This is a genomic window from Sphingobium yanoikuyae (assembly GCF_034424525.1).
Lineage (GTDB): Bacteria > Pseudomonadota > Alphaproteobacteria > Sphingomonadales > Sphingomonadaceae > Sphingobium > Sphingobium yanoikuyae.
The window spans coordinates 1,030,650-1,055,203 of the sequence record NZ_CP139979.1; the positions used below are offsets into that span (position 1 = coordinate 1,030,650).

The following is a 24,554-nucleotide window of genomic DNA, read 5'->3' on the forward strand; positions in this document are numbered from 1 at the left end:
GAGAATACCCGTTACTCGGCATGTTCGCGGAAACCGGAGAGGATCAGCCATCCAATCGCATAGGCGAAAAGGAGGCCGAAAAAGACGATGGCGATGATCGTGAGGCGCTCGGGATAGAGAGACTTGCCTGGCAGATTAGGTTTGACGACCGGGATGATGAAGAGCTGTTGCTTGACGAGTTGCTCTCGCGCCGATTGAAAGCTCGCCTGGGCTGCCTCAAAACGCTTCGCAGCGAGTTGCTGGCGCACCTGAAGTTGCTCATACTCACCCAGTCCCGCAGCGACCGAACCCTCGGAGCCAGCGAGCCTGCCTTTTACAGCTGCAACTTGTCGTTCAAGCGCCGTGACCCTTCGTACTGTGGCGGAATATTGCGGCGCGCTCGAAGGAAGCACTGCGGCCATGGCGTCGAGCTGCGCACGGGCTTGCGCCGCACGCTCCTGAAGCGACGTCGCAAGTTGGATTTCGGCGCTGCTGGTTCGCTCTGGATCGGCGTCCCTGCGGGCTTGACGGAATTCCGTCATCTGCCGGTCGGCCTCGTCGATCGCCCCTTCGGCTTCACGGACTTGCCGGCTTGCAGCCGTCAATCCGGCCTCGAACATGCGCTGGTTCAGCAGATTGACGCGCTGTTCCCCAAGCTTGAGCAAATCATCCGCAAGTGCTTTCGCATCGTTCCGTTGGAAGCCTCGCACGGAGAGGAGCGTGATACCTGTTTCGGAAGATGTCGTGACATTCACTTTGCCGCGATAATATTTGAGCAGTGTTTCAGGCTCGGGATCGGCGAACCAGAGACGCGTTACCGGATCAGAATCGGTATGACGGAACATTGCAACCAGACGATCGCGGCCGAGTGCGCTGACCGCATCGTGCGACAGCAGATAGGCATCGACACTGTGAACATCTGCTGGCGTGCTACCCGCGCCGATACCAAGCATCTGCCCGAGACTGTTTACGGAATTGTTCTGCTGCGGTGTGCGCACAATGAACTGAGCGCTGGACTCATACTGGTCAGCGGCAACTAGATACTCGAAACCTGCAACCACCAGCGTGGGTAGCAGAACGACGAGCAGGAAGGGGTGTACGAACCGCCTCCATCCTTTCTGAGGTGGCGGTTCATCGTAATCGAAGACACCATTGTCATCAGCAGCCTCCCCAAAAAGTTGTTCGCGGTCCTCGGTAGGCGGGAAAGAGGAAAGCAGCAGAGGTCTCAAGGCCTCAGAACGGGCCTGAGAGTCTTCTTCTCGGTCTGGAGACGGTGCAATTGGTGCGGGCGATGATTGGTTTTTCATATGCATCAACTCAAGTGGAGGTGACGTCGGAGAACGCGCAGGAGAAGGCACCCAAACACCGTCAAGGCCATGCACCAGCCAATGATGTAGAGTGGATCGAAATAGGGGCTGTCGTAGCTCTTGAAGACGCCGCTATGGACCATCTCAAAGATCTGGTTGAGCGGTGACCAACTCAGCCATTCGCGGTAGGGCAGAGGAATCCACTCAAGAAGGAAGAAGGCGCCGGACAAAGGCATTGCGATGTATGTCGCCGGATGAACGAACTTGCTGAAGGCTTTGCTGATATGAACGCCGGCAGCAATTCCCATCGAGAGAGCGAATGCGAACCAGGCAAGCAACACAATTGCTGCCATCAGCCGAAGAGGGCGCCCCACTGGTTCTGCCAGGCCAGTCGCGACGGCGAGGCTGAAAAGTATCGCGAGCGCGCCGGACGTTGCGATCAGTTCCAGCAAGGCACGAGAGAAAAGCAAGTCGAAGATAGTGACCATGCGATGAAAGAGCAAAGGTCTGTTCGCTTCGAGGGCAGATTCCGACCGGGTTACGATCGACCGAAAGATCATGAACACAGTATAGCCAGTGAGCGCGAAAGGAATGATGCGAATGTCCGAGCCAGGATGTCCTTTGCCGCTGCTTGCATGTAGGAACGCGACCGCAACTGCGAGCAGGAGTGGCTCAAGAAACATCCACATCGAACCAATGTTGTCGCGACCATAGCGTGTGTGGAGTTCTCGAATGAGAAGCGCCCCGATCACGTGGCGTTGCACGTCAAGTCCGTCCAGCGTCTTGGAGCGGAATCGAGGCTTTGGTCTCGCATTCAGCATGCCACCACCTCGTCGGCGAGATCCAGCACAGCGTCGATATGACATGTCCAAGACGTGGGCGACCAAGTCGCGATCCGTGCCATCTGGGTTAGTCTGCGCGTGCTCGCCAAATCGGCATACGCAAGCACCGCTTGACGCCACGCCGCGCCATCGAGAGGGTCAAGGTAGTCGGGCACATCGCCGCCGGCTTCACGATGGGAGGCTAGATCGCTGGCGATCACCGGGACACCTGTTGCCAATGCCTCTGCTATGGGCAGCCCAAACCCCTCGGCGAAAGAGGGCATCAAGAGCGCTCGAGCTCCAGCGAGGACGCTGCGCAGTTCCTGGTCGGGAAGTCGGTCGAGCTCTCGGACGACGCCGTTCAGCACAGTGCAGCGCTCAAGCAAATCCAGGACGTTTTCATTTTCCCAGCCCCGGCGCCCGACAATCAGAAGGTGCGGTGTCTGCGCTGGTCCGAGGCGTTCACACAAGTCGCGCCACACCAGGAGCAGGAGGAGGTGGTTCTTGCGTGGCTCAATTGTGCCGAGGATTACAAAATACGGTCGCGGCGGCAGCCACGGCGACACCGCCGGTGACGGCACGTCGATCCCGAGTGGTGCTACCCGAACCGGCTTGCCCCCAATTCCCATGCCTTCGTGCCGCAGGCAGGCATGCAATGTCGCTTGGGAGTTAACGAGAATGCCATGGGCTTCGCTTGCGATCGTTTGAAGGCGAAGCTGATGGCGAGCACTTCCTCCCGGCCGTGCATATTCGGGATGGCTCACGGGTATGAGGTCATGGACGAGGCAAATATACCGAGCCTGCTCCTTACGAACCTTGGCTGCGATCGTACCTTGCCGGTCGAGATGATTGGGGGAGGGCTGGATCAACACGCGAGGCTTCGTTTTTGCAGGAACGGACCTTGGCCTCAGGCGCCAGAGCCAGCGCATCGCGTGGCGGTAACGCACTGCAGGATCCTCGTAGACGCCACCAAATTCCCAGCGCTTGAGCGTGTGGTCGATGAAGGCCCGAACATCTGCATCGCGTAGCCGGCCGTAGACACCGCATGGGTGAATGGCGGAGAAACGCAATCGGTCGCCTGCACGATCCATGAGATTGCGTGCATATGCCATTTCGACCCGATCGACACCGGTTGGGGCAGGGTGCAACACGCGAGCTATCAGGCGCGATAAGTCAAGAACCAGCTCGGGGCGGGCTCTCTGCAACGCAAGGTTTTGGATTGGGCATCCACCACCGCCGTCCAGTATTTCATTGAACATCTTCATGCCGCCACCTTCGCGTAAGGTGCGGCCCTCAGGGTTCTCCCCTGTATCCCACCAAGGCGCGTGATGGCCTCCGGGAGCAGCAAGGCGCGGGCTCTTGCGCTGCTGAAGCCCCCATATAGCAGGCATCGCGCGACAACGACCCGGCGAAAGGCTTCATAGACATCCGGGGAGGGAGCGGTCGGCCTCACCCAGAACGCATCAAGCGAGTGCTGATGGGTTATACCGGGCAGATCATAGATGGCCTTACCAAGCACGATGACCGGTATTCCGGACGCAAGAGCCAATGTGCCTGTCGTGCTGTTGACCGTCACTACACCGGAAGCCCGATCGACAATCGTGTAGAGATCGCCATCTGCGATGAAGAGTACCCGATCGGCGACTCCATGCGCCCGCGCCAAATCGACAACGATATTGCGCCAAGCATGAAGGCCGTTGTCGATCGGATGTTCCTTCACAAGCAGGACGATGTCCTTGGCTGCATGTGCCGCGAAAGATCTGACGATAGCTTCGAGCGCAACCGCCATCCCCGAAAACGGGGAATGGATGCGAATCTGATGGTCGGAGTCCAGTTGAAGAGGCAGAAGAAAATAGCGGCGTGAGCCGAGTTCAGCCAAAGATTTTGCCGAGCGCCGAAGAGCTATCGGCCGCGCCATGATGCGTGCAATCCAACCGCGCAGTTCTGATAGGATCGGATAAGGCCGGTGCGACACGTAGTTCGGGAAACGAGGCGCCAGCAGAAGGGTAGCGAGGCAATAGGCCATGGCTTCGGTTGCGCGCTGTCGAAAATTTGGTGCAACATGATTGTGAGTGGGGACAGGGGGTAACTGCCTCGCCAGGCAGATATAAGCGTCCGGGTCGCGTGGTAGGCTAGAATTGCCATTCACGCCGTCCCGTTCGAGCGTAACCCAATCCGGACGGATATACCCTTCCTCAAAGACATGAACCGCGACCTCGCGGTTCATGGCGCAAACTCGCGCGCTGAGATGATATTGGCGGCAGTCCCCAAACAGAATGACGTCCGTCACTTGATGGCGCTCGATCACCTCGTGAAGGTAGCCTGACCAGTCATCCAGCGTGCCTCGGAAACTGTCTGATGGTCCTCGCCAATCGAACCAGTCGCCACCGTTCAGGTTGATGCGGTGGCAATGGTGTCCACGCGCGCGCAAACCAGACGCGAGTTGCCTGAAGAACGGGCCAGGCGGCCCCTGAAGGAAAAGGAAAGACCGTTGCGTCATTGGAGCATGGCCTGCTTGCGTCGAACGAGGTTCAATCGGCCCTGAATCGAACGAAACACCTGAAGGAAGCCGGGTTTGGGCATCGAGCCGACCGAAAAGCGCTGGGAGAGAACTTCGGGCGGGCATGGCAAGCCGGTCACTGGATCAAAATATCGCGGGTAAAGAATGAGGGTCGCGGCAACGAGCTGCTCGAGTGTCAGAACACGGTTGCGGCGGGCGATGGGTTCAGCAAGATCGCGTGTGAGGCCCCACCCGGCGTAAAAGGGCTGCCCGTGTGTGATCACCTCGCGACCGCGGAGCAAAGCTTCAAAGCCTGTCAGTGACGTCAGGACATGAACGGCGTCCACGTTGTTGAGCAAATCATCGATCGACGCGTCCGGCAGGACGAGGTCGACATAGCGCGCGGCCTCACTCACGGGAACGTGCCCTGGGCGTAGGCCAGCAACCACATCAGGGTGCGGTTTGAAGATGATGTAGGCGTCAGTTTCGATCTCGCGAACACGTCGCAACAAGTCGAGCGAATTCGTGACATCCGCGCGGCCCAGCCGAACACTTCGATCGTCGGCCACTTGCCCGGCAACGAGCACTTTGCGCCTCCTGTCAGACAGGCTGAGCAAGGTGCCACGCTCGCTACCATATTTTGTAATTCCATGGCGCGAGAGAAATTGGATGAGGTTTGCCGCGCGACGGCACAAATCCGCTCCGAGCTCGGCGCTGGAAAGGAGGGTTTCGAGGTCGCTCGTCTCACGAGGATCGTAGTAGATACCCGACCAATCGACCACGATGGAACAAGGAGGAACCAACCGTGAGCCAAGTCCGGCGGAACGGATAAAACCGTCTTCGATCTGGACGATCAGGCCATCGTCGGCGCGAACCCGGTCGCGGTCCGCTGGAGAAACACGGGACGGCCAGACGGCGACATTTTTTCCAGGCGGGGAGGGTCCTTCCGGAGGTGTCTTTGTAAATGTCGGCGCCTTGCCGGACCAAAGATGTGTAGCCAGGGCAGAGCGCTTCCAAGCCGCAATGCCGCACACTACGGCAATCTCACGATTTCGATCGATCGTGCGCCGCCACTCTGCGAGAATGTCTATCCACGCAGCAATCGAGATCGGCTGCCCATTCCACGGATCGAAATAGTCGAACGCAACAAGGCGATGGAGGAGGTTGCCCAACAGATTGTCGCGCGGGTATGGCCGACGGTCTCCTGGGCGCAGCACTGCGCATCCAGCGGCGGCGGCAAGCAACGCCATCTCGGTGCCGCTGGCGGCAATGATTGGCTGGCTCTCTTCAATCATTGGCCATGGATCGAAGGTGAGAGAGGGCCGTTCCATTGCGACTGACGGCCGTGGATTGGTTGGCCGTGATGGGGACGGCTGCCAGAAATCTCCACCCACCCGCGCCTTGGCAATTTGTGCGGAAATCTCATTAATATCGATGGTATGTGAATATGATGCGGTCAGTTGGCCGGGCTTCCGCAGTGCCGGCCGTCCAACTGGCTTGGAGCCAGGGAAAGGAGGTGCGCGCAGCACCGGCCGGCGACTGGCTAACATGCCGCCCCATCTTCGGTTTTGCCCGAAACCCGCAATGCGCTCGCTGATCAGAATTGCACTGTCCACCCTGCCTGATGCGCACTCCCGAATGCGCTGGGCGGAGTATCGTCGAAAATGGGTGCCGGTTAAATTGCGGGAGTCCACAATAGTTAGTGCGCGATTGCCCCGTTAGGAACGCTGCCAACAGCCAGTGGATCTTCGCTGACTGCGCAGAGCGAATCGAGAGACCAGCCATGGCCGCACCCGAAACGAGCCCCCAGCCGACCCAGCCGCTGTTCTACCGTTCCCTGCGGCCGCTTGACGTGACCCTCCATTCGGGGTTGCGGCTCAAGGAAGGTGACTATTCCTTCACCGCTGAAACACCCTCTATTCCCATTGTGGTCAGCGAGTTCGGGCGAGCGGCGCGGCACTATCCCATAGTCTTCGCCAGCGCCGATGGCACCCCACACGCAATTCTAGGGCTCGATGGTCGCAACGCATTCCTTAACGAAGGGAATTGGGCGGAAGGAATCTATATTCCCGCCTACGCACGCCGATATCCGTTCGGTTTCCTTCGGATTGAAGAGACTGACCGTTACATCCTGGGTATCGATTTTGAATGTGACGGTCTCGTCGAAGACGAAGGTCAGCCCCTTTTCGAAAATGGTCGGCCGGCGATGATGACGGAGCGTGCGCTGGCCTTCTGCGAGGCATTCCGCGGCGAAGTCGAAGCCACCGTGGCGTTCATGCGAGCGCTCGATGGCCGTGATTTGCTCGTAGAGCGGCAGGTCGGGATTGTTCTGCCCGATGGGCGTAATATTGCGCGTGACGGCTTCAAGGTGGTGGACGCTGAGCGCTTTTCAGCGCTCGATGGGCCAACGTTGGCAGAGTGGAATGCTCGTGGGTGGTTGGGGCTCATCACCCTGCATCTTACTTCGATCGACCTATTCCCTGAGCTTTTGTCGCGCAAAACTCCAGAACCAAAAGAGGGGGCGCCGGCGGTCGTTGGCGATGCCCTTCAAATTCATGAGAAGGACTGACAATGTCTCGGTTTTCCACGATTCTCGCTTTCCTTGCCGCCGGTGCGGCTCCTGTATCTCTCGCGGCGCAAACACCGACGCCTGCGCAAGGCCTCGGTGGACCTGTGATCCCCGGCATTTGTCTCTTGTCACGCGAAGCGATCTTCGCGAACGCGGCTGTGGCGAAAGCGGCCACCACGCGCTTGGCCGAATTGACACGAACGGCACAGGCCGAAATCGACCAGCAACGCACCCCATTGGAGGCCGAGGTAAAATCGCTGGAAGGTCAGCCGGACAACGCGCAGACCAAACAAAAGCGTGACGGACTCGCTACCCGCTGGACGGCTCTTCAGCGCAAGGCGGCCCACAACAGCCGTGAAATTGACGCAACGCGGGCCAAGGCCATGGAACGCATTTCAACCGAGGTGCAGCCGGTCATCGCGCAAGCCTATACGAGTAGGAAATGCGGGCTGCTGCTCGATCGGAACGCATCGCTGGGCGGCAATTTTGCTAACGACCTTACTGCCGATGTCGTGAAGGGGCTTGATGCAAAGCTTCAAAGCTTCAATTTCGATCGTGAGCGGTTGCCCGAACAACAGCAGCCATAGGATGCTGTCTTGCATTCCCGCACAGTCGATCGCCGGTGGTGATGACAGCTCTCGCATATGAGACGGCGGCTACACGAATTCGTGGCTACCGTCGTCCGCGGAGGGCGTATCCCTCAGAATGATGGTGTCGACGGTTATTTAAGTGCGCTTATCTTAGTTGAGACGCTATTTAAGCCAATGGCTCATTGCTTAAATAAGGCTGCTCCCGCATAGTGGGGCATGTCCGAATCAGCATCCAATATCCGGCTAGGCCGCTTTGTCGAGACCCCCGTTGCGGGCGAGATCGTGCGCGGCTTCGTACCACCCCCGCTACCGCCGCAGCCGCCGATTGATGTGCTGGCCCTTCTGGAGCGGCTAAGTCTGGCGGAACGTGCCTTGGGGCGCCTGGACGGCATCACTATGCTGCTGCCGCGCCAAGAACTGTTCCTCTATATGTACGTGCGGAAGGAAGCCGTCCTTTCATCCCAGATAGAGGGCACACAATCGACTCTTTCGGACCTGCTCCGCTTCGAAACCGAGGCGCAGGCTGGCCAGCCGATCGACGACATTCGTGAAGTGTCGAACTATGTCGATGCGATGATGTATGGGCTGGAGCGTCTCGAAAACCTGCCGCTGTCACTACGTCTGATCCGCGAGATGCATGAGCGACTGTTGCAAAGCGGGCGCGGCGGCACGAAAAATCCCGGCGAGTTTCGGCGGTCTCAGAACTGGATCGGTGGTTCACGTCCACGCAACGCACTATTCGTGCCGCCACCGCCGACAGAGATGGATGCATGTCTCGATGCGCTTGAGCGCTTCATGCACGAGGACGGTTCGCGTCTGCCCGCCCTGATCAAGGCCGGGCTGCTGCACGTCCAATTCGAGACCATCCACCCGTTCCTTGATGGCAATGGCAGGATCGGTCGCTTGTTGGTGACGCTGTACCTCTGCGTCAACGGTGTGCTGCGCAAGCCGCTGCTCTATCTGAGCCTCTACCTTAAAACGCATCGCGCCGACTATTACCGCCTGCTTCAGGAAGTGCGCGAGCACGGGGCATGGGAAGCCTGGCTCGACTTCTTTCTCACCGGCGTTGCGGATACGGCTAATCAGGCGTTCGATGCAGCCACGCGGATCGTCGATCTGTTCAAGGAAGACCGCGAGCGGATTACGACAGACAGTGACCGGGCAGGCTCCGCGCTGCGTATCCACGATCTGTTTCAGCAAAACCCGTTCCTGACGGCCAATCAGCTTGTTCAAAAAACAGGTCTCTCAGCGCCCACGGTCAATGCTGCGCTCGTCGATCTGGAGCGATTTGGTATCGTCGAGGAAATCACAGGGCGCAAACGAGGGCGCGTGTTCAGCTACCGACGATATCTCGCCATCTTGAGCGAGGGGACCGACCCGCTCCCCACGGCCGCCTAAACATATGGCCTGCTGAGCAGATGGCCGTATCAACAGTGTAGATACATCTATGCTGCACGGTCGATGGGTTCCTTCCGGACAACAGGCAATACTGACAGCGCGAGAAAGGCGAAGCGCTTCAATCGCTCCTGCGTTTCCGGGGCCTTTGGGGCGTCTGCAAGACGCCGAGACATACGTTCGAACAAGGCAACAGCTCATGCAGGGCCATGATTCGGTCAACTGGAGTGAGCAAGACTTAACCCAGGCTGCTCTCAGTCGAATTGATCCAGCGACAAAAATGGACATAGCGCTTCGACCACGCACACTAGGTCAGCGCGGATTGGTCGAGTGAATCGCCTTGAATGGGGGCGGTCATGCATGTCCATCCATAATGGATGATTAAACTGAAATTCATGCTCTCCGGTCAGCACTCCTCTACGCGATCACGATAATATTGTTGAGAATATTCTCAACTTCGAGACGTTTATGCTCCAATTTCGTGTCGGTATACTTGAATTGATCGCAACCAACGCTCCCCTCTCAATGATCCTTGAGCAGATTTGTGAAGCACCATCCCAGCGATTCCCGAACATGATTTGTACTGTGCTTGGTGTGGACCCGCAGGGCCAATTGCGTCCTCTTGCGACCTCTGCTTGGTCGTGTCCCACGGGGTGGTGTAGGAACCGTCGATCTACGGCAGGATCGGGTTCAGGTCAGGCGGCCAGTGCTGGCAAGCTGACAATGGGGTTATGGCTCACCGAGCCGAGAGTTTCCAGCGTCATGTAACGGCGCGATACGGCCCACTCATCGTTTTGCTCCAGCATGAGCGCTCCGACGAGACGAACGACGGCAGCGTCATTCGGGAATATGCCGATCACGTCGGCCCTCCGCTTGATTTCTTTGTTGACCCTTTCCAGCGGGTTGGTGGACGAGATCTGCGCCCAATGATCCTTGGGGAAGGCCATGTAGGCGAGCACGTCCTCGCGTGATGCCTCCATCATGTCGGCCAGCTTTGGGAACTTCTCGCGCAGGGCATCTGCAACCTGGTCCCACTGCTGGTGCGCTGCCTCGGCCGTTTCCTGCGCGAAGATGGTCTTGATCATGGCAATGACAGCGGGTCGTTGTTTCGGCGCGGCATGGGCGAACGCATTGCGCATCCAGTGCACTCGGCAGCGCTGCTGGCTCGCGGAAAATACCTTGCTGGCGGCGGCGCGCAGCCCTTTGTGATCGTCGGCGATGACCAGCTTCACACCGCGCAAGCCTCGGTCGGCCAGAGAGCGCAGGAAGGCTTTCCAGAAAGGTTCGGCTTCCGACGGGCCGGTGGCCACGCCCAGCACCTCCCGTCGGCCATCGGTGTTGACGCCCACCGCGATTATCGCCGCCGTCGAGACAATCCGTCCGCCCTCGCGCACTTTGAGGTAGGTGGCGTCGATCCATAGATAGGGCCACTCGCCTTCAATCGGTCGCGTGAGGAAGGCATTCACCCGCTCGTCGATCTCGGCAACCAAACGGCTGACCTGACTCTTCGAAACACCGCTGGCGCCCATCGCCTTTACCAGATCGTCGACCGAACGCGTCGAGACGCCGTGGACATAGGCTTCCTGGATCACTGCCGCCAAAGCCTTCTCGGCGGTGCGGCGCGGCTCCAGGAAGCTCGGGAAGTAGCTGCCCTTGCGCAGCTTCGGGATTGCTAGTTCGATGCGCCCGGCGCGCGTATCCCAACTGCGCTCGCGGTAGCCGTTGCGGTGGTTCAGCCGCTCCGGGCTGCGTGATCCGCAAGGCACGCCCGTCTTCGCCTCGATCTCCAGATCCATCATGCGCTCTGCGGCGAAAGCCAGCATCTCACGCACCAAATCACTATCAGCCCCTTGCTCAATCAGCTCAACAAGGGCCATTCTGTCGTCGGTCATCGTCTTCTTCTCCAGGTTCGAGTTCGCATCCGAACCCTACCAGAAGATCGACGGTGGCCACCCTCTCAGGGAAACCTTCCTACACCACCCCGTGGGACACGACCCTCTGCTTCTTCAGACAACTCTGGGGCGCTTCAGAGCGGAGTTCAGATGAGGGAGCAGGCCGAGCCGCGCGGAGCCGCTGTGGTTATGCACAAAATCGACCTCGCGCCCGAAAGCGCAACCGATTCCCGCGAGTATCATGTGCGCAACCTATCGCCGTCCATGGAGCTACGGTCGCATTTATCGGTGCCCGTCCATGATAGCGCCGGTCTCCTGAAAGGGGCCTTTAGGGTATATTTGCGCGAAAGCCGGGAACTAACCCCAGACGAGCAACTCATGGCTGAAACATGCGCGCGCCTTAGTGGCATCGCCATTGAGCGGAATGATTGCCAGTTCGAACGGGAGCAGAAAGCGAACATCGACGCGCTTACTGGCCTTCCAAATCAGGGGAGATTCAAACAGGCGGTGTCCCAGCTGTCCTGCAAGCAGCCGACGAGCTGGGCTTTGCTGCTTCTCGACCTCGACAACCTCAAGACAACGAACGATACGTTCGGCCATCATGCTGGCGACCTTCTGATACAAAAGGTGGCTTCTCGCCTTTCCAAAGCCGTCGAACCAGACCCTGCATTCCGCATCGGCGGAGATGAATTCGCTGTGCTGCTTCAGAAATCACCGGAGGCCGCGTACAATCTTGAACACATCGCAGAGCACATTCGCGCTGCAATCGAACATCCGATCGATTGCGATGGCCATGTGATGGTGCCTCGAGCGACGATGGGCGGTGCATCGCCATTAGCAGCCGACGAAACAGCCGATCAGGTGCAGCGTCACGCCGACCTGGCGCTTTATCACGCAAAGGATATCGGGCGCGGAGGCTTCGTCCGATACAGTCCGGATATTGGAAGTCGAATTTTCGACAGACTTTCCACGATCAGTATGGTTGCGGCGGCTCTGCGTGAGCATCGCATCGATGCATATTATCAACCTCTGGTTTGTCTCGACACGGCCAAGATTGTTGGGGTGGAGGCGCTCTGCCGATTGAAGACAGTAGATGGCGACGTGATTCCAGCCGCATCGTTTGATGACGCTTTCACAGATGCGCGTATCGCTTCAGATATCACGCGCCGGATGCTGTCGATCGTTGCTGCCGATGTTCGGCGTTGGATTGATCTCGGTATCCCGTTCCAACACGTTGGGCTCAACATCTCTGCGGCAGATCTGCTTGGCAGTGCGCTTGCTCGGGACATTGAATCGGCGTGCGCGACAGAAAATCTTCCTCTTGAGTACGTGATCCTCGAACTCCGCGAAAGGGCATCGCTTGGCGAGCGCAATCAGATTCTGGCGGATGCGACCGTCAAGTTGAGAGAATTGGGGGTGCGGTTGGCTTTGGACGACTTTGGTTCTGACTATGCCTCGCTGACCCACCTGCTTTCATTTCCCGTCGATGCCCTCAAAATTGATCACCCGATCACATCGAGGGTTGAATCCTCGGAGGCCTGTCGTGCCATTGTTCGATCCGTCGTGGATATCGGCAGGACATTGGGCATGAAGGTCATTGCCGCGCGTATTGAGACCCTTGAACAGGCAGCAAGTTTGCGGGGTTTGGGCTGTGAGATCGGACAGGGCCATCATTTTTTCGGCGCATTGGATCGCAGCGAGATCACTCGCCAGCTTCTATTGCGTCATATCCGAAGAGATGAAGTCGAGGCGGCTGTGGTGTCGGAATTAGCTCAGATGCTGCGAAATGGCTGATGACGCGCTATCGAGCTAAGCACGCACAAGGACTCAAGTCCCAGAGATATTCCGTAGCCGACTTTAGCTTATATGATGCGGGCAAAAAGACCACGGGACTGGAGGCTCTCCCAAGCGAAGTCGAAGGGCCCGCATCCAGACCGACACCAACGGCAATCTCGTCCACGCCTTGATCTAAACCGCCGACATCTAGGACCGCGATGGCGCGCCGCTGGTGCTCGCGGAGATTTCAGTGGCTGCGCCATGCCTTCGCCGATGGCGGTTATGCTCGTCCTTTCTACAATCGCGCCAATATGGCTCAATTTATACTGAACGACAGTATCGTAACCCCGTCAATTAATGTGCGATTTTGTTGCAGGCCAAAGACACGTCGATCTGACTCGACCGGGCGTGACTTTTGTTGTTCCTCGACGCCAGTCGTGTGTACTCGATTCGTCAGTTGAACGAGCGCGGGCGTGTTGGGGAAAGGCTAATCGACATGACGTCCACTACTGATCAAGCGCCGGCCGCGCCCAATTTCCTGATCACCGAATATGAGGCGATGCAGGCCCGGCTCAAATTCCTGCGTGAGGATCTCATCCGGTCGGAAACCATCGCTCCCCTGGCCTGTGCCGCGATCTACTCCTGGTCGCTGACCAATGAAGCGCTCACCCACGCGGGTCTGACCGTGATCCTAATCTTGCCGGTGCTGATCAGCGTCGTCGTCTTCCTAAGGCAGGTTTCGCGCTACAATTCGGTCAAGCAACTCGAGCGCTACATCAAGGAAGAGTTGGAGCCTCGGCTGCATCCGGCAACCGGGCCAGTGGGGTATGAGAATTATATCCGCTCGGGCGGCCGCCCGCTGGGTTTCCCCTATCTCTATGTGTCGCGATATATCCTTTGGATTTCGATGCTTGTGGGCAGCCTTTTCTTGTCCGTCGCGGTGGCCGCTGACCTGCTGCCGCTTGCCGCGAAGCCGAAGGTAGCCGCCGCCGCGCCATGCCCCGTCAGCCCTACTCCGAAGCACTCTGCGTCAACCGTTCCAACCCAGACTACAATAAAGAAAGTCCCATGATCGATCGCTGGAGTCCGGTCGGTCGCAGCGCCCAGCCGGAGGCCAATCGCAACCTCGCTTGTCAGAATTGCGGACATGGTCGCAGCCAACTTCGATGGATCAGAGCCGCCCGAGCTAACCCGTCCGCAATTACTGAAAAGAGCCATTCACGGTTATTGTTGGAATGACCGTTATGTCCCAGCTCGCGCCACGCCGAGTCAGGCGAACCTGCTGGGACGAGTCAGTTTGCTTGCCCCCGCCAAGTTTAATCTCGTTTGAGACGCATTTCGCGGTTCGACGAGTATAATGCACGTCTGCTTTTTTGCATGCAGTGACATGGGGCCATGCGCGAACCAGCATTGGTCCGCGGCAAACGCTTGATTGTCCACAATCCCTTCGCCTGACACGATCGCCAGACATGCCCGATCAGAGATGACCGTAACACGGCTATCGATCTCCACATCGAAGCGAGTGATCGTAAACGAAGCAAGGCCATCGGGCATGACCTCAACCGATCCGGTCTCCGTTCTCGCCTCGAAGAGCGCCTCTGCAAGATGAAGCGCACGATCCCGCCCGTAATCGAACAGGCGATAGGTGACGTCGCTCATTCCCTGAACTTCCAGCACGGTCAGCCCAGGCCCGAGGGCGTGGATTGTGCCAGCCCTAATAAAATAGGAACAACCCACGACCGGAGTGATACGATTGAGCAATGAGGGTAGGCTGCCGTTTCGAGCTGCCTCGGCGATTTTCGTCCGCGCTAAGGGTTCCTTTAGCCCAAGATCGATGTAAGCCTCAGCTTGGGTCTCAACCACGTACCACCACTCATCTTTCCGTCCTGCGCCTTGCGGATGTACTTGCACGGATAAGGGCTTGCTCGTTTGCAGCCATTTGATCGTCAGACCGACGTCGGGCACCCGATAGACTATTTCTCCGATCAGTTGCCCACCCGATGGGTCATCCGAGAGAGGTCTCCGACCCCAAGGTTTTGAAACATAGTGGGGCGTGAGCAGTTCGGCATAGCCGAGCCTGAACCGGACGTCTCCTCCGGCTCCGCCGCGATCATGGAACTTCGGCTGCAACATCGAAAGGGCTCCAATTTTGCGATGTCGTCGACCTACCGGTTGGACTCCACAGGCGCCGAAGGATTTCCAACCTTTTCGGCTAGCCGGCGAACATCCTGCGATCGGCCACGTGGGGCGATAAGCACTGCATCTGGGGTAACGACGACGATTAGGTCGGACACCCCAATCGTTGCGATAAGAGGGCCTGTAGTCTTCAACAGGCAATTGCGACCTTCGATCACCGTTACATTGCCGTCGACCATATTCTCAGCGGCATCGCGCTCACCGACAGCGTGAAGCATGTCCCAGCTACCGAGGTCCGACCAACCAATGCTAACTGGAACAACCGCGACCTTGGTTGCTTTCTCCATCACCGCATAATCGATCGAGGTCGCAGGTGCGTCTCCAAAGGCGGCCGGATCAGGTGCTACAGTGAAATTGCTGCGGTGCGCCAATGCGAGAGCCTGTTCAGCCGCCGCCAGAACATCTGGAGCGTGCGCTCTTATCGCTTCGACCATGATGTCAGCCCGAAAGAGGAAAATCCCGGCATTCCAGAAATGCCCACCGTCGGCGATCATCGCCGCAGCACTTGTCGCGCCCGGTTTCTCGACGAATGCCTCGACATCATGCACGCCGTGCGAAATCTCTACTCCGCTGCGGATGTAGCGATATCCCGTCTCGGGATAGTCTGGCTGAATACCGAATGTGACCATCCACCCTTGCTCGGCCAGCGGCACGGCTTGCTGTATCGCTGCCCCAAAAGCAGCGACATCTTTGATGATATGGTCACTCGGCAAGACGAGGAGTAAACTTTTCGGGGTCGGCGCCTCAAGGGAGGCCATGGCGATAGCCGGAGCCGTGTTGCGTCCTTCGGGCTCCAGTATGAGCCGGAAAGGCACACAAGCTACTTCCTTCAGTTGGCATTCAAGCTGAGCGACGTGGGCGATATTCGTCACCAGGATTGGCGCCTTCGCGATACCTGTTTGCCGTGCGCGAAGGATGGTCTGCTGCAGCAGGCTCTGGCTTCCCAGCAGAGGAATGAACTGTTTTGGACTATGGTGTGTCGACAAGGGCCAGAGGCGCGTCCCGGAGCCGCCCGAGAGGATAACAGGAACGATGTCGTTCATGCGCCTGGCGTGTCGCTCGGCGGCTGCTGATCGCGTTCGACCCAATCCTTCTGCAACCTCGTACCTTCTCTTTCTGTCAATGTGCTGATGGATAGGCCGCAAGGCTGCCTTTGACGAAACGGTCGAGACCCACGAGCTGCTCTACCAACGGATCGAGAAGATCGAGTGGCCAGGAGTTCGGGCCGTCCGACAGCGCCTTGGTCGGATCGGGATGCGTCTCAATGAATAGGCCCGCGACGCCTGCCGCCACCGCCCCCCGACACAGCAGCGGCACATATCGGCGCTCACCGCCCGATCGGTTCCCAAGGCTCCCGGGTGCTTGCACGCTATGACTGGCGTCGAACACGACTGGTGCGCCCGTGTCACCCATGACGGAAAGGCTCCGCAGATCGGTGACCAGATTGTTGTAGCCGAAGCTGGCGCCACGTTCGCAGAGGAGAAACGAGTTCGGATCCTGGCCGGCTGCAACGGCCGCAGATCGCGCTTTATCGAGCACGTGCGCCATATCTCCGGGGGCCATGAACTGCCCTTTTTTGAGATTGACGACCCGGCCTGAGCGCGCAACCGCGTCGATCAGGTCGCTCTGGCGCGCAAGTAGCGCGGGCGTCTGCAGTATATCGACGACCTCAGCCACTGACTTGACCTGAGCGGGATCGTGAACATCCGTCAGAACGGGCAATCCCGTCTTCTCGGCGACCAAGCGGAGAATTTCGAGGCCGTCATCAAGTCCTGGACCTCGATAGGATGTCAGTGAAGTCCGATTTGCCTTGTCGAACGAGCCCTTGAAGATGATCAGGATGTCATGCCGGAAAGCGATCTGCGATAACCGCTCCGCGACACGCAACGACAATTCCAGGGACTCCAGCACACAAGGGCCGGCGATCAGGAAGAGGGGGCTTTCCTGCCCAATCTGCCTGTCGCGAAACATCATGGACGACATTTGGCCAACCCCATCACGCGATACCACGCAACGCGAGAGCCTGCTCGACGATGTAAATGTCGCCGGGGTTGTTGACCTCCCAGAGACCACCAGCTGGCTCGCTGATCTCTACCATTCGCATCGGGATGCGTTCATCCAGAAAACGAAGTTGCTCCAGTCCCTCGGCTGCTTCGAGCGGAGCGGGGGGCAGGGCTGCATAGTGTAAGAGCGCACGGCGGCGATAGGCATACAGGCCAAGGTGGAGAAAAATCGGACATTCAACGCTACCGCCGCCATAAGGCAGCAGCCGCTTGGAGAAGTATAACGCATCTCCAGCCCCATCCGTGACGACGGTCGTGCCGCCAATGCGGCCTGCTGCTTCGTCTGCGCGCAGCCGGGTCACCGTGTCAGAGCCACATCGCGTCATGGCGGTGGCGACCATGACAGTGGGGTCAGTGCTCATTTCTGAAATGAGGGCAGCGATGGCGCTAGGTGGCGTGAGGGGCGCATCTCCCTGCAGGTTGACGATGACGTCGGCGTCAACGGCACCATCCTCAATCGCTGCAGCGCAGCGCTCAGTGCCATTCAAACACAGAGAGGACGTGATGGTTGAACGGGCTCCAGCTGAGCGGGCAGCGTCCGCAATCCGGGAGTCGTCGGTTGCTACAACGACCTCAATTGTAGGGCAGACGGCCAAGGCAGCATTGACAGTGCGCTCCAACAGCGATCGTTCAGTCCCAGAGGCTCCCTTAAGCTGCGCAAACGGCTTTCCCGGAAACCGCGAGGATTCATAGCGGGCAGGGATGACGATGGTAACGCGCATATCAACCGATCTCGAGACGGAGCAGATCATGGATGTGAACGAGACCGATAATCCGCCGCTCATCCTCGGCATCCATCACTAACAGTGACGTGATGCGGGCGTCTGAGAGCATCTCCAGCGCGTCTCGCGCTAGCATGCCTCCGAAAAGCACATGGGGATTACGTGTCATGACATCGCGTGCGACTGCTCCTCGGAGCGAATGAGCATGCCGCCTGAGATCTCCGTCGGTAATGACGCCCTCAAGATGTCCTTTTTCATCGACAACTGCGGCGACGCCAAAACCACCTTCGTTCATTGTGGCGACGACGGTCTGCATGCAAACGTCGGTTGCCACGATGGGCAATTGCTCTCCCCGATGCATAAAGCTTTCTACCGTCACAAGGTCGAGACCAAGCCGGCCTCCGGGATGAAAGCTATGCAACGTTGCGGCTGTAACGCCCTTCAACCGCATCAGAGTAATCGCGAGTGCATCACCCAGAGCGAGCATCATCGTTGTGGATGTCGTCGGAGAGCTCTGGTGAGGACAAGCCTCCGCCTTGTTGGGGAGAAACAGGCAAGTCTCGGCCGCTTCGGCAAGGCGCGAACCGCGGGCCGACGTAATCGCAACAATCGGAATATTCATATGATCCGCGCGCAAGAGGATCGTACCCAATTCGCGAGTGCTGCCGGAATTGGAAAGGATCAGAAGCGTATCGGCTTCGTGCAATGCGCCCAGGTCGCCATGCACCGCCTCGCTTGCGTGGAGGAAGATCGCTGGGGAGCCGGTGGCGGAAAGCGTCGCAGCGATCTTTCGCGCGATATGGCCGGATTTACCAAGCCCGCAGACACAGATACGTCCCTTGGTCTGCTGAAGTGTCGCGATGGCGTGGCCGAAGGACTGGTCGAGCTCGTTTCCCAAGGCCCAGAGCGCTTCCGCCTCCGTTGCGATGACGTTTCGGCCCAGCGCCACGAGCCGTTCCGGGCCTGAAGAGTAGGCTAGGCTGGGGAACGACGTGCAATCAGACATGGATGCTGTTCCTTCGGCAACTTTGCCGTTCACGCCTATCCGGGGGGCTGCAAGCCAACAATTACGGCTTTCCGCAGTTTTGGACGGCCGCCGTCTTCGAAAGTGCCTTCAGCGACATTTCGCAATTCACGACGAGGCGGCTTCATTCCCCTGGTGAGACCAGTGGCCTGCAATCATCTCGCGAGGCCGTTCCTGAAGGAAAATAGGCCGATATTGCTGCGATTGCCGGGCGTGGGCACGAGGATTCCGCGAGAACGGACTCAATTGGCAGCAAAAAGTTTCTACGGCCATTGCCAGAATGACCGGCTCAAAGTGTCTAACGAGGTATGGTTGCATCATTTGTTTGCAGAAATGTGACTCCCGTTCCGTGCGTAAAGGCAAGGACGCCTGTGTGTCAGTGTGGTTCGCGACCGCCTGGGCCGCATACCATGGCATTGGCCATGGACGAGCGACCCCGGCTTTGGATTCACGCGCGCGGCCGGATTGAGGAGTCCCGTTCCAGCAAGGAGGAATCCTGTGTTTATTGGACCTCACCTGCGCGACATTCTCTCACAGATTCTCAAGGCGACGTCATTCGATTCACTTTGCGAAAGCCTGGCTCGCGGTGCGAAGCAAATGGGCTTCGATCATGTGGCGCTGGTTCAGCACGGGAATCTGCCGCGCCTCGCCGAACGTGCCTTGGTGGTGACGAACTACCCTGCCGAATTCATAAACTCCTACATCGAGAATCATCACTATGTGTTCGATCCCGTCTACGAAGTCAGCGAGCTGCTTGATCGACCTTTTTCGTGGGATGAAATACCAGCGATAGTTTCCCTACGCGAACCGCAACTGGCGCTCTTCGGAGCGGCGCGGGTCCATGGTCTTTCGCATGGCGTGACGGTGCCTCTGCATGTTCCGGGAGAACCGCGCGCGTCCTGTACCTTCGCAGCCTCCCGGGTCGTTGAGGCAACACCCGACCTTCTGGCTGCACTTCATGTCATCGCTTCTTTCGGGTTCAACATGGCCCTGCGCCTGTATCAGCCCGCACGGCGGAATGCTGGCCCCAAGCTCACCCGTCGGGAGGCTGAATGCACGACACTCGTCGCGCTCGGCAAGACCGATTGGGAAATCGGCAAGATCCTTGGTCTTGGTGGAGCCACGGTCAAATATTTCATATCGGTCGCTATGCAACGTTACGGCGTTTATAAACGGTCGGCTCTCGTCGCCCGAGCCTTAATGGATGGGCAGATACTAAGAGAAGTGAACGACAGCGAATAACCTCACGGCGACGATTAGCAGGTTCGACAATCGCGAGGTGCCGCCCGACCGTCTTAGAGCGATTGCTTTGCCTCTTCGCAGAGGGGTTTGGTTGAGGAAGCGTAGCGCGAGGAGGGGGAGGGGGTATCGGCGCTGCCGGCAGCCTCATCGCTGAGCGATCTATTTGCCAGTGATGTTGACGCCAATGCGCTCCGCCAGCTTGATGATGTCTGCGTAGGTCGCTGCGTCGTTGACGATATCCACCGCCGATGCGTGTGCAGATAGCGGGGCCGTCCCGGTCCGGTCACCGAACAGCATGATGGCCAGCGATCGATCGTCCTGGCGCGATACCCAGCACAGACCCTGCACATCAGGGCATTGCGCGTGGATCGCCTCTGCCCATTTGCGGGTTTGGGGATAGACGTCTTTTTCGGTTTCAATCAGCTCACCGCGCTTGATCCCGAGATTTCGCAAAGCCGTGCTGCTGAGATCGACGAGTAGCAGATCGGTCGTCGCGAGCACTTGGGAATAATGGTGCCCCCTGAGCTTGCGCTTCGCGAGAGACTTGAGCCCGGGCGCGAAGGGTACGTCATGAAAGACGGATTCCATCCCCGCGCAGTCGAAGGTTTCGCCGCCATAGATGGTCGGGATCGAATTGCCCTTGGCATCGCAGATGGGGCTGAAGCGCGCATTACCATCCGGCCCCGGATTGAACTCCTCTCCCCGAAAACGGTCCTGATGAATGCGGTGGATCAGCCGCGTCTTTGGCCAGGTGGTCGTGCAGATGAGCTTGGCGAGATCGGTAGGAGGCGTCGGGATGATGACGCCCGTGCTTGCCGCGGTTGGAATCACCGGCGCTGGAGCGAGCGGGGCAGGGCTAGGCGTCGGGGTGATGGTGCCCTTTTTCCTAACCATGCAGGACGCCGTCGATCTCGTCTTGAGCGGCTGCCAGCACGCGATCAGGATCACTCTTAAGCATATCCATTGGCCGGACGCCGCCCAGGAAGCTGTTCACCGAAGCGAACCAGATAGCGATGTCCCAGTCCTCGAGATCGTTTCCGAAACGCTTGAGAATGGGCGCGAGTCCCTTCAGCGGACGGTATCTGGCGTCGGCGTCAAGCGCATATCCAGGATAATAGTCATTCCCCTGCTGGCGGACGGCGAAAATCTTTCCATCGCGCTTCCACTTGTTGGGCTGGGCACTGGCGTTCTGGCCACTGAATCCCGCAAGTTCGGAGAGCTGCGCGGCGGTTAGCCACTCGGCCGACATGAGCACCTCTGTCCGTGCCTCGGCGTTCATTCTGGCCTCTGCGACAAGATGCTGTGGAGGCGGAACTTGCGGAACGAGCGCGTCGACGAGTTTGTCGAGCGTTTCCTGATCACGGCGGGCAAGACGCGCGAGAATGAGCGGGGTGATAAGAGTGACGGCCTGAGCGAGCGCCTGCCGAAGCTTCGGAGTTCCATGCTCCAGCGCCAGCGCGACGACTTGATCGTCGTCGGCCGACCGAAGCTTCTTGCGAACCTCGGCTGCCGTGCCGGATAGAGTCTCGAACGCAACAGCGCCTGGCTCATCGGGATAAATCGTTGCCATGAATCGATCCAATCGGATATGTCGGATACGGATATAGCGTAATATCCTAAATAATCAATATCGGCCACCCACCTCGTCTGTTGCAGGGGCAGAGGTTGTCGATCGGAATCGCACTGGTGGCCGAAGCGGCCATGACCGAGGTCGAGGCGCAACAGCGAAACTTGGGCAATGCCATGTCTCTGAAAACATAGCCTGGACTGAGAGCTTTCCGGACTGTCTTGCTGGACGCAACGAAAGCGGCTCCCAACGGATCGCATGGGACAATGTAGGCTTGGTGGTTTTATGCGCCTGGAGCTTGCCAATTTTCGTTTTTCGCGTGTCCCTATGATAGAGGGGGCGCGTGCGTTCCTTCCGTTGGATGGAGGGAATTCCGAAGTGTCGCTGGGATCTAGACTGAAAAACCGCATTCTAAAGCGGTTGCTTGATCTGGTGACAGACGATGCTCAGCCGAATCTCAATGCGCTCAACGATATTGTGAAGAACGTCCGCATACTCGAACTGAATATGAAGGCGTTCGGCTATGATCTAGGCCGGAAAATGGCTGCGGCATTGCCCGTTAACGCCGAAACGCAAGCTCACTTCGTTGGCCTTGATTCGAAAGCATCGACGCAAAGCGACATTGAAAGCCAGTGGGTTGCCCATTGGGCGGCACAACTCAAAACGGCCATCGTCTATCACCGAAAGCTCTGGGAACTGACGTATGTTCTCCAAGCGATCTATGAGAACGGCCACATGACGAGCGGGAAGCGCGGACTCGGCTTTGGCTGCGGCGCGGAACCGATACCTAGCTATCTGGCCGCACAGGGTGTTCAGGTCACAGCGAGCGATGAGGCAGCCGCCAGCGCGGAGGCTGCCGGTTGGGCCAGCAGCAACCAACATCTCGGTTCTTCGCCAATCCCGTTTCAATCGCACCTGATCGACAAGGAGACGTTCGAACAGTTTGTCTCCATTCGAACAGTGGATATGAATAATATTCCAGGCGATCTTCGAGGTTATGATTTTTGCTGGTCGATTTGTGCACTTGAGCATCTTGGGTCTATAGATGCCGGGTTGCGCTTCATTGAAAATTCGCTCGATACTTTATCGCCGGGTGGATTGGCTATCCATACGCTCGAAATGAACGTCGAGAATGATGGGCCGACAATAGATAACTGGCTGACAGTGCTTTATCAAAAAAAGCATATCGAGAAATTCGCCAGACATATGGCGGAAAAGGGCCACGAAGTTGCGCCACTAAATTTCGACTTTGGCGAACACCCGATGGATCAGTTTATTGATCTACCGCCGTGGCACTATGATCCTAAAACCGATCATGCCAAGAAATTAGGCGATCCCATCCATTTAAAGATCGCAATAGATGGATTTATAAGCACTTCATTTGGGATAATTATCAGAAAGTCGGCGAATGGAAATTTAACGGATTAATGGGAATAGGAGGTCTCAATGAGAAACTACTTTATTCCGCTAGCGGCCGTATTGCTTTCAATACTAAATTTTTCGTCCGCTCATGCTCAAGCACACCCCGAGCTATACGACTATCTAACGCAGGATGTTTGCTTGAATTCGTCTGGCGCAGTTGTCGCGGGCGATCCTGCGACATGCCCGAACCGGCGCAACATCGGCCTTTACGAAAACTCGCCCTATATTGTTACAGACTTCGATAGCGTTACGGGGGCAACGTATTCGGCCACAAACTCATTCCCTGTTCTGGGAACCGATGGCTACACCCGAATCATGGTTTCGAAGAACCTTCAGGGAGGGTTTAACTCGAACTTCCAATTCAGCTTTTCCGAAGCCCGTGACGGTTACGACTTGATTGACGTGACATTCACTACCAGCGCGTCCTTCATCCGCACATCGGATGGCGGCTGCTACGATCAGATTTGGTCAAGATCAGCGAGCTATTCCACGCCGGGCGCCCGTGCGGGCGGTTGGAGATTGTTCCCCCTTCCTTCGGCACCGAGTTCATGGCCGCAAACAAATTCGGCTACCCATGCCACATACCATATTCAACTTACCCCCAATCGCCCTGGTTGCGTGAGTGGAAGCTCAATAGGCCGAACCTATTGGAATGCACCTGCTCAATATCAATTTGAGACGGGAAAGCTGCTCACTGCGATTCGGTCCGATCACTTTGCGGCCGAAAATCTGTCCCAGCAGAACAACGCGCTGGAACGCTACTACTTCACCAAAGAGTATGGCTACACCCGTTGGGAGGCGTGGATTCCTCGCAGTCGTTGCTATCAGGAGCGCGGGACTACGGCTCCGATCTGCCATCCTGAATCGACAAACTACCCCTTGCAGTCCCGTTGCAAGGTCATGAACGTCTCTTCCACAGGCCATCCCGGCCTTGATAGGTGGGGCAATCAGGATTGGGTCAGGGTCGATTGCCGCGACCAGACCAACTACGTTGCGCTGAACACGCCGCAGATCATGCTCGATACCGTCATGGCGCAGACCAATGGTGTCGTTGATATCAACTTCCATCAGCTCAATGAGAGCCTTGCAACCTACGCCGCGCCGGGGACGACGCTGCTTTCCAATCAGTCCATTATGTCACCGGATGGGCGGTTCACATTCAGAGCGCAATCAGACTTTAACGTGGTCCAATACATGAATGCCACGCCGCTATGGGCATCGAACACGGCCGGCGCGAGCGTCATGGGGCGGCTGGCTTTTCAGACGGACGGCAATCTCGTTCTCTACAACAACGTCAATGTTCCCTATTGGTCGAGCGCATCGCCCGGTTTTCCGAATGCGGCTCTCTACGTGAAGAACGATGGAAACGTCGTGATGCTCTCCAATAGGGCGCGCGGGGCGCTTCTATGGAGCACAAACACATGCTGTCATTAATCGTCAGTGTTCGGCATGCATGTGTATCTGATGCCGCCGGTCCGGAGGTGAAGGT

The 24,554-nt window shown here is 57.9% G+C and carries 21 protein-coding genes; 8 read left to right on the top strand and 13 right to left on the bottom strand.

The window, feature by feature from the left end:
- Positions 1-11: 11 nt before the first annotated feature.
- From U0025_RS04750 to U0025_RS04770, 5 genes are read right to left on the bottom strand one after another with little or no spacing between them, the layout of a single operon-like run.
- The gene (locus U0025_RS04750) at positions 12-1,286 is read right to left on the bottom strand and encodes a hypothetical protein (RefSeq protein WP_004211637.1); all 1,275 of its coding nucleotides are present in this window, start codon (positions 1,284-1,286) and stop codon (positions 12-14) included.
- A 5-nt stretch (positions 1,287-1,291) separates the two neighbouring features.
- Entirely contained in the window at positions 1,292-2,107 is an 816-nt protein-coding gene (locus tag U0025_RS04755) for an ABC transporter permease (protein WP_004211638.1), read from the bottom strand.
- On the bottom strand, positions 2,101-3,372 hold the full coding sequence (locus U0025_RS04760; protein WP_004211639.1) for a glycosyltransferase family 4 protein: 1,272 nt from the start codon (positions 3,370-3,372) through the stop codon (positions 2,101-2,103). Before U0025_RS04760 ends, U0025_RS04755 begins: the two co-directional genes overlap by 7 nt.
- A complete protein-coding gene (locus tag U0025_RS04765; protein ID WP_004211640.1) occupies positions 3,369-4,607 on the bottom strand; it encodes a capsule biosynthesis protein in 1,239 nt (412 codons plus the stop codon). Before U0025_RS04765 ends, U0025_RS04760 begins: the two co-directional genes overlap by 4 nt.
- The gene (locus U0025_RS04770) at positions 4,604-6,223 is read right to left on the bottom strand and encodes a capsular polysaccharide export protein, LipB/KpsS family (protein ID WP_323156755.1); all 1,620 of its coding nucleotides are present in this window, start codon (positions 6,221-6,223) and stop codon (positions 4,604-4,606) included. The genes U0025_RS04765 and U0025_RS04770 overlap by 4 nt, the downstream gene beginning before the upstream one ends.
- A 167-nt stretch (positions 6,224-6,390) precedes the next feature.
- On the opposite strand from U0025_RS04770, the gene U0025_RS04775 reads away from it, so the two are divergent.
- The 3 genes from U0025_RS04775 to U0025_RS04785 all read left to right on the top strand — a co-directional run bounded on the left by U0025_RS04775 (position 6,391) and on the right by U0025_RS04785 (position 9,164).
- Positions 6,391-7,176: a SapC family protein gene (locus U0025_RS04775; RefSeq protein ID WP_004211642.1), complete on the top strand. Its 786-nt coding sequence runs from the start codon at positions 6,391-6,393 to the stop codon at positions 7,174-7,176.
- A gap of 2 nt (positions 7,177-7,178) precedes the next feature.
- On the top strand, positions 7,179-7,763 hold the full coding sequence (locus U0025_RS04780) for an OmpH/Skp family outer membrane protein (RefSeq protein ID WP_004211643.1): 585 nt from the start codon (positions 7,179-7,181) through the stop codon (positions 7,761-7,763).
- Between the two features lie 219 nt (positions 7,764-7,982).
- Positions 7,983-9,164, top strand: a complete 1,182-nt coding sequence (locus tag U0025_RS04785; RefSeq protein WP_004211644.1) for a Fic family protein — start codon at positions 7,983-7,985, stop codon at positions 9,162-9,164.
- A gap of 692 nt (positions 9,165-9,856) precedes the next feature.
- Here the strand turns inward: U0025_RS04785 and U0025_RS04790 are convergent.
- A complete protein-coding gene (locus tag U0025_RS04790; protein WP_004211645.1) occupies positions 9,857-11,053 on the bottom strand; it encodes an IS256 family transposase in 1,197 nt (398 codons plus the stop codon).
- Positions 11,054-11,203: 150 nt separating this feature from the next.
- Here U0025_RS04790 and U0025_RS04795 point away from each other — a divergent pair, with 150 nt between their 5' ends.
- Together U0025_RS04795 and U0025_RS04800 are read left to right on the top strand one after the other, a co-directional pair.
- A complete protein-coding gene (locus U0025_RS04795) occupies positions 11,204-12,847 on the top strand; it encodes a putative bifunctional diguanylate cyclase/phosphodiesterase (RefSeq protein WP_004211647.1) in 1,644 nt (547 codons plus the stop codon).
- A 478-nt stretch (positions 12,848-13,325) separates the two neighbouring features.
- Positions 13,326-13,901, top strand: coding sequence for a hypothetical protein (locus U0025_RS04800; protein ID WP_004211648.1), 576 nt, complete (start codon positions 13,326-13,328; stop codon positions 13,899-13,901).
- Between the two features lie 197 nt (positions 13,902-14,098).
- On the opposite strand, the gene U0025_RS04805 is transcribed toward U0025_RS04800, so the two are convergent.
- From U0025_RS04805 to U0025_RS04825, 5 genes are all read right to left on the bottom strand, one after another.
- Positions 14,099-14,962 carry a class I mannose-6-phosphate isomerase gene (locus tag U0025_RS04805; RefSeq protein ID WP_004211649.1) on the bottom strand — a complete coding sequence of 288 codons (864 nt, stop codon included), beginning with the start codon at positions 14,960-14,962 and terminating at the stop codon, positions 14,099-14,101.
- Positions 14,963-14,994: 32 nt separating this feature from the next.
- Positions 14,995-16,068, bottom strand: a complete 1,074-nt coding sequence (locus U0025_RS04810) for a mannose-1-phosphate guanylyltransferase/mannose-6-phosphate isomerase (protein WP_037491273.1) — start codon at positions 16,066-16,068, stop codon at positions 14,995-14,997.
- A 76-nt stretch (positions 16,069-16,144) separates the two neighbouring features.
- Entirely contained in the window at positions 16,145-16,999 is an 855-nt protein-coding gene (gene kdsA, locus U0025_RS04815) for a 3-deoxy-8-phosphooctulonate synthase (RefSeq protein WP_004211652.1), read from the bottom strand.
- A gap of 22 nt (positions 17,000-17,021) precedes the next feature.
- Positions 17,022-17,873, bottom strand: coding sequence for a 3-deoxy-manno-octulosonate cytidylyltransferase (locus tag U0025_RS04820; protein WP_004211654.1), 852 nt, complete (start codon positions 17,871-17,873; stop codon positions 17,022-17,024).
- Positions 17,812-18,849 carry a KpsF/GutQ family sugar-phosphate isomerase gene (locus tag U0025_RS04825; RefSeq protein WP_323156756.1) on the bottom strand — a complete coding sequence of 346 codons (1,038 nt, stop codon included), beginning with the start codon at positions 18,847-18,849 and terminating at the stop codon, positions 17,812-17,814. Before U0025_RS04825 ends, U0025_RS04820 begins: the two co-directional genes overlap by 62 nt.
- A gap of 483 nt (positions 18,850-19,332) precedes the next feature.
- On the opposite strand from U0025_RS04825, the gene U0025_RS04830 reads away from it, so the two are divergent.
- The gene (locus U0025_RS04830; protein WP_004211656.1) at positions 19,333-20,076 is read left to right on the top strand and encodes a LuxR family transcriptional regulator; all 744 of its coding nucleotides are present in this window, start codon (positions 19,333-19,335) and stop codon (positions 20,074-20,076) included.
- A gap of 159 nt (positions 20,077-20,235) precedes the next feature.
- Here the strand turns inward: U0025_RS04830 and U0025_RS04835 are convergent, their stop codons facing one another.
- The gene (locus U0025_RS04835; protein ID WP_245968203.1) at positions 20,236-21,024 is read right to left on the bottom strand and encodes an RES family NAD+ phosphorylase; all 789 of its coding nucleotides are present in this window, start codon (positions 21,022-21,024) and stop codon (positions 20,236-20,238) included.
- A complete protein-coding gene (locus U0025_RS04840; protein WP_051156925.1) occupies positions 20,963-21,646 on the bottom strand; it encodes a hypothetical protein in 684 nt (227 codons plus the stop codon). The genes U0025_RS04835 and U0025_RS04840 overlap by 62 nt, the downstream gene beginning before the upstream one ends.
- A gap of 282 nt (positions 21,647-21,928) precedes the next feature.
- On the opposite strand from U0025_RS04840, the gene U0025_RS04845 reads away from it, so the two are divergent.
- Positions 21,929-23,071: a class I SAM-dependent methyltransferase gene (locus U0025_RS04845; protein ID WP_245968202.1), complete on the top strand. Its 1,143-nt coding sequence runs from the start codon at positions 21,929-21,931 to the stop codon at positions 23,069-23,071.
- An 18-nt stretch (positions 23,072-23,089) separates the two neighbouring features.
- Positions 23,090-24,499, top strand: coding sequence for a hypothetical protein (locus U0025_RS04850; RefSeq protein ID WP_004211662.1), 1,410 nt, complete (start codon positions 23,090-23,092; stop codon positions 24,497-24,499).
- Positions 24,500-24,554 lie beyond the last annotated feature (55 nt).

Bases quoted from the DNA above. Each gene is read 5' to 3' on its own strand.
- U0025_RS04750 (WP_004211637.1), bottom strand. From the start codon at position 1,286: ATGAAAAACCAATCATCGCCCGCACCAATTGCACCGTCTCCAGACCGA.
- U0025_RS04755 (WP_004211638.1), bottom strand. From the start codon at position 2,107: ATGCTGAATGCGAGACCAAAGCCTCGATTCCGCTCCAAGACGCTGGAC.
- U0025_RS04760 (WP_004211639.1), bottom strand. From the start codon at position 3,372: ATGAAGATGTTCAATGAAATACTGGACGGCGGTGGTGGATGCCCAATC.
- U0025_RS04765 (WP_004211640.1), bottom strand. From the start codon at position 4,607: ATGACGCAACGGTCTTTCCTTTTCCTTCAGGGGCCGCCTGGCCCGTTC.
- U0025_RS04775 (WP_004211642.1), top strand. From the start codon at position 6,391: ATGGCCGCACCCGAAACGAGCCCCCAGCCGACCCAGCCGCTGTTCTAC.
- U0025_RS04780 (WP_004211643.1), top strand. From the start codon at position 7,179: ATGTCTCGGTTTTCCACGATTCTCGCTTTCCTTGCCGCCGGTGCGGCT.
- U0025_RS04785 (WP_004211644.1), top strand. From the start codon at position 7,983: ATGTCCGAATCAGCATCCAATATCCGGCTAGGCCGCTTTGTCGAGACC.
- U0025_RS04790 (WP_004211645.1), bottom strand. From the start codon at position 11,053: ATGACCGACGACAGAATGGCCCTTGTTGAGCTGATTGAGCAAGGGGCT.
- U0025_RS04795 (WP_004211647.1), top strand. From the start codon at position 11,204: ATGAGGGAGCAGGCCGAGCCGCGCGGAGCCGCTGTGGTTATGCACAAA.
- U0025_RS04800 (WP_004211648.1), top strand. From the start codon at position 13,326: ATGACGTCCACTACTGATCAAGCGCCGGCCGCGCCCAATTTCCTGATC.
- U0025_RS04805 (WP_004211649.1), bottom strand. From the start codon at position 14,962: ATGTTGCAGCCGAAGTTCCATGATCGCGGCGGAGCCGGAGGAGACGTC.
- U0025_RS04810 (WP_037491273.1), bottom strand. From the start codon at position 16,068: ATGAACGACATCGTTCCTGTTATCCTCTCGGGCGGCTCCGGGACGCGC.
- kdsA (WP_004211652.1), bottom strand. From the start codon at position 16,999: ATGATGTTTCGCGACAGGCAGATTGGGCAGGAAAGCCCCCTCTTCCTG.
- U0025_RS04820 (WP_004211654.1), bottom strand. From the start codon at position 17,873: ATGAGCGGCGGATTATCGGTCTCGTTCACATCCATGATCTGCTCCGTC.
- U0025_RS04840 (WP_051156925.1), bottom strand. From the start codon at position 21,646: ATGGCAACGATTTATCCCGATGAGCCAGGCGCTGTTGCGTTCGAGACT.
- U0025_RS04845 (WP_245968202.1), top strand. From the start codon at position 21,929: ATGCGCCTGGAGCTTGCCAATTTTCGTTTTTCGCGTGTCCCTATGATA.
- U0025_RS04850 (WP_004211662.1), top strand. From the start codon at position 23,090: ATGAGAAACTACTTTATTCCGCTAGCGGCCGTATTGCTTTCAATACTA.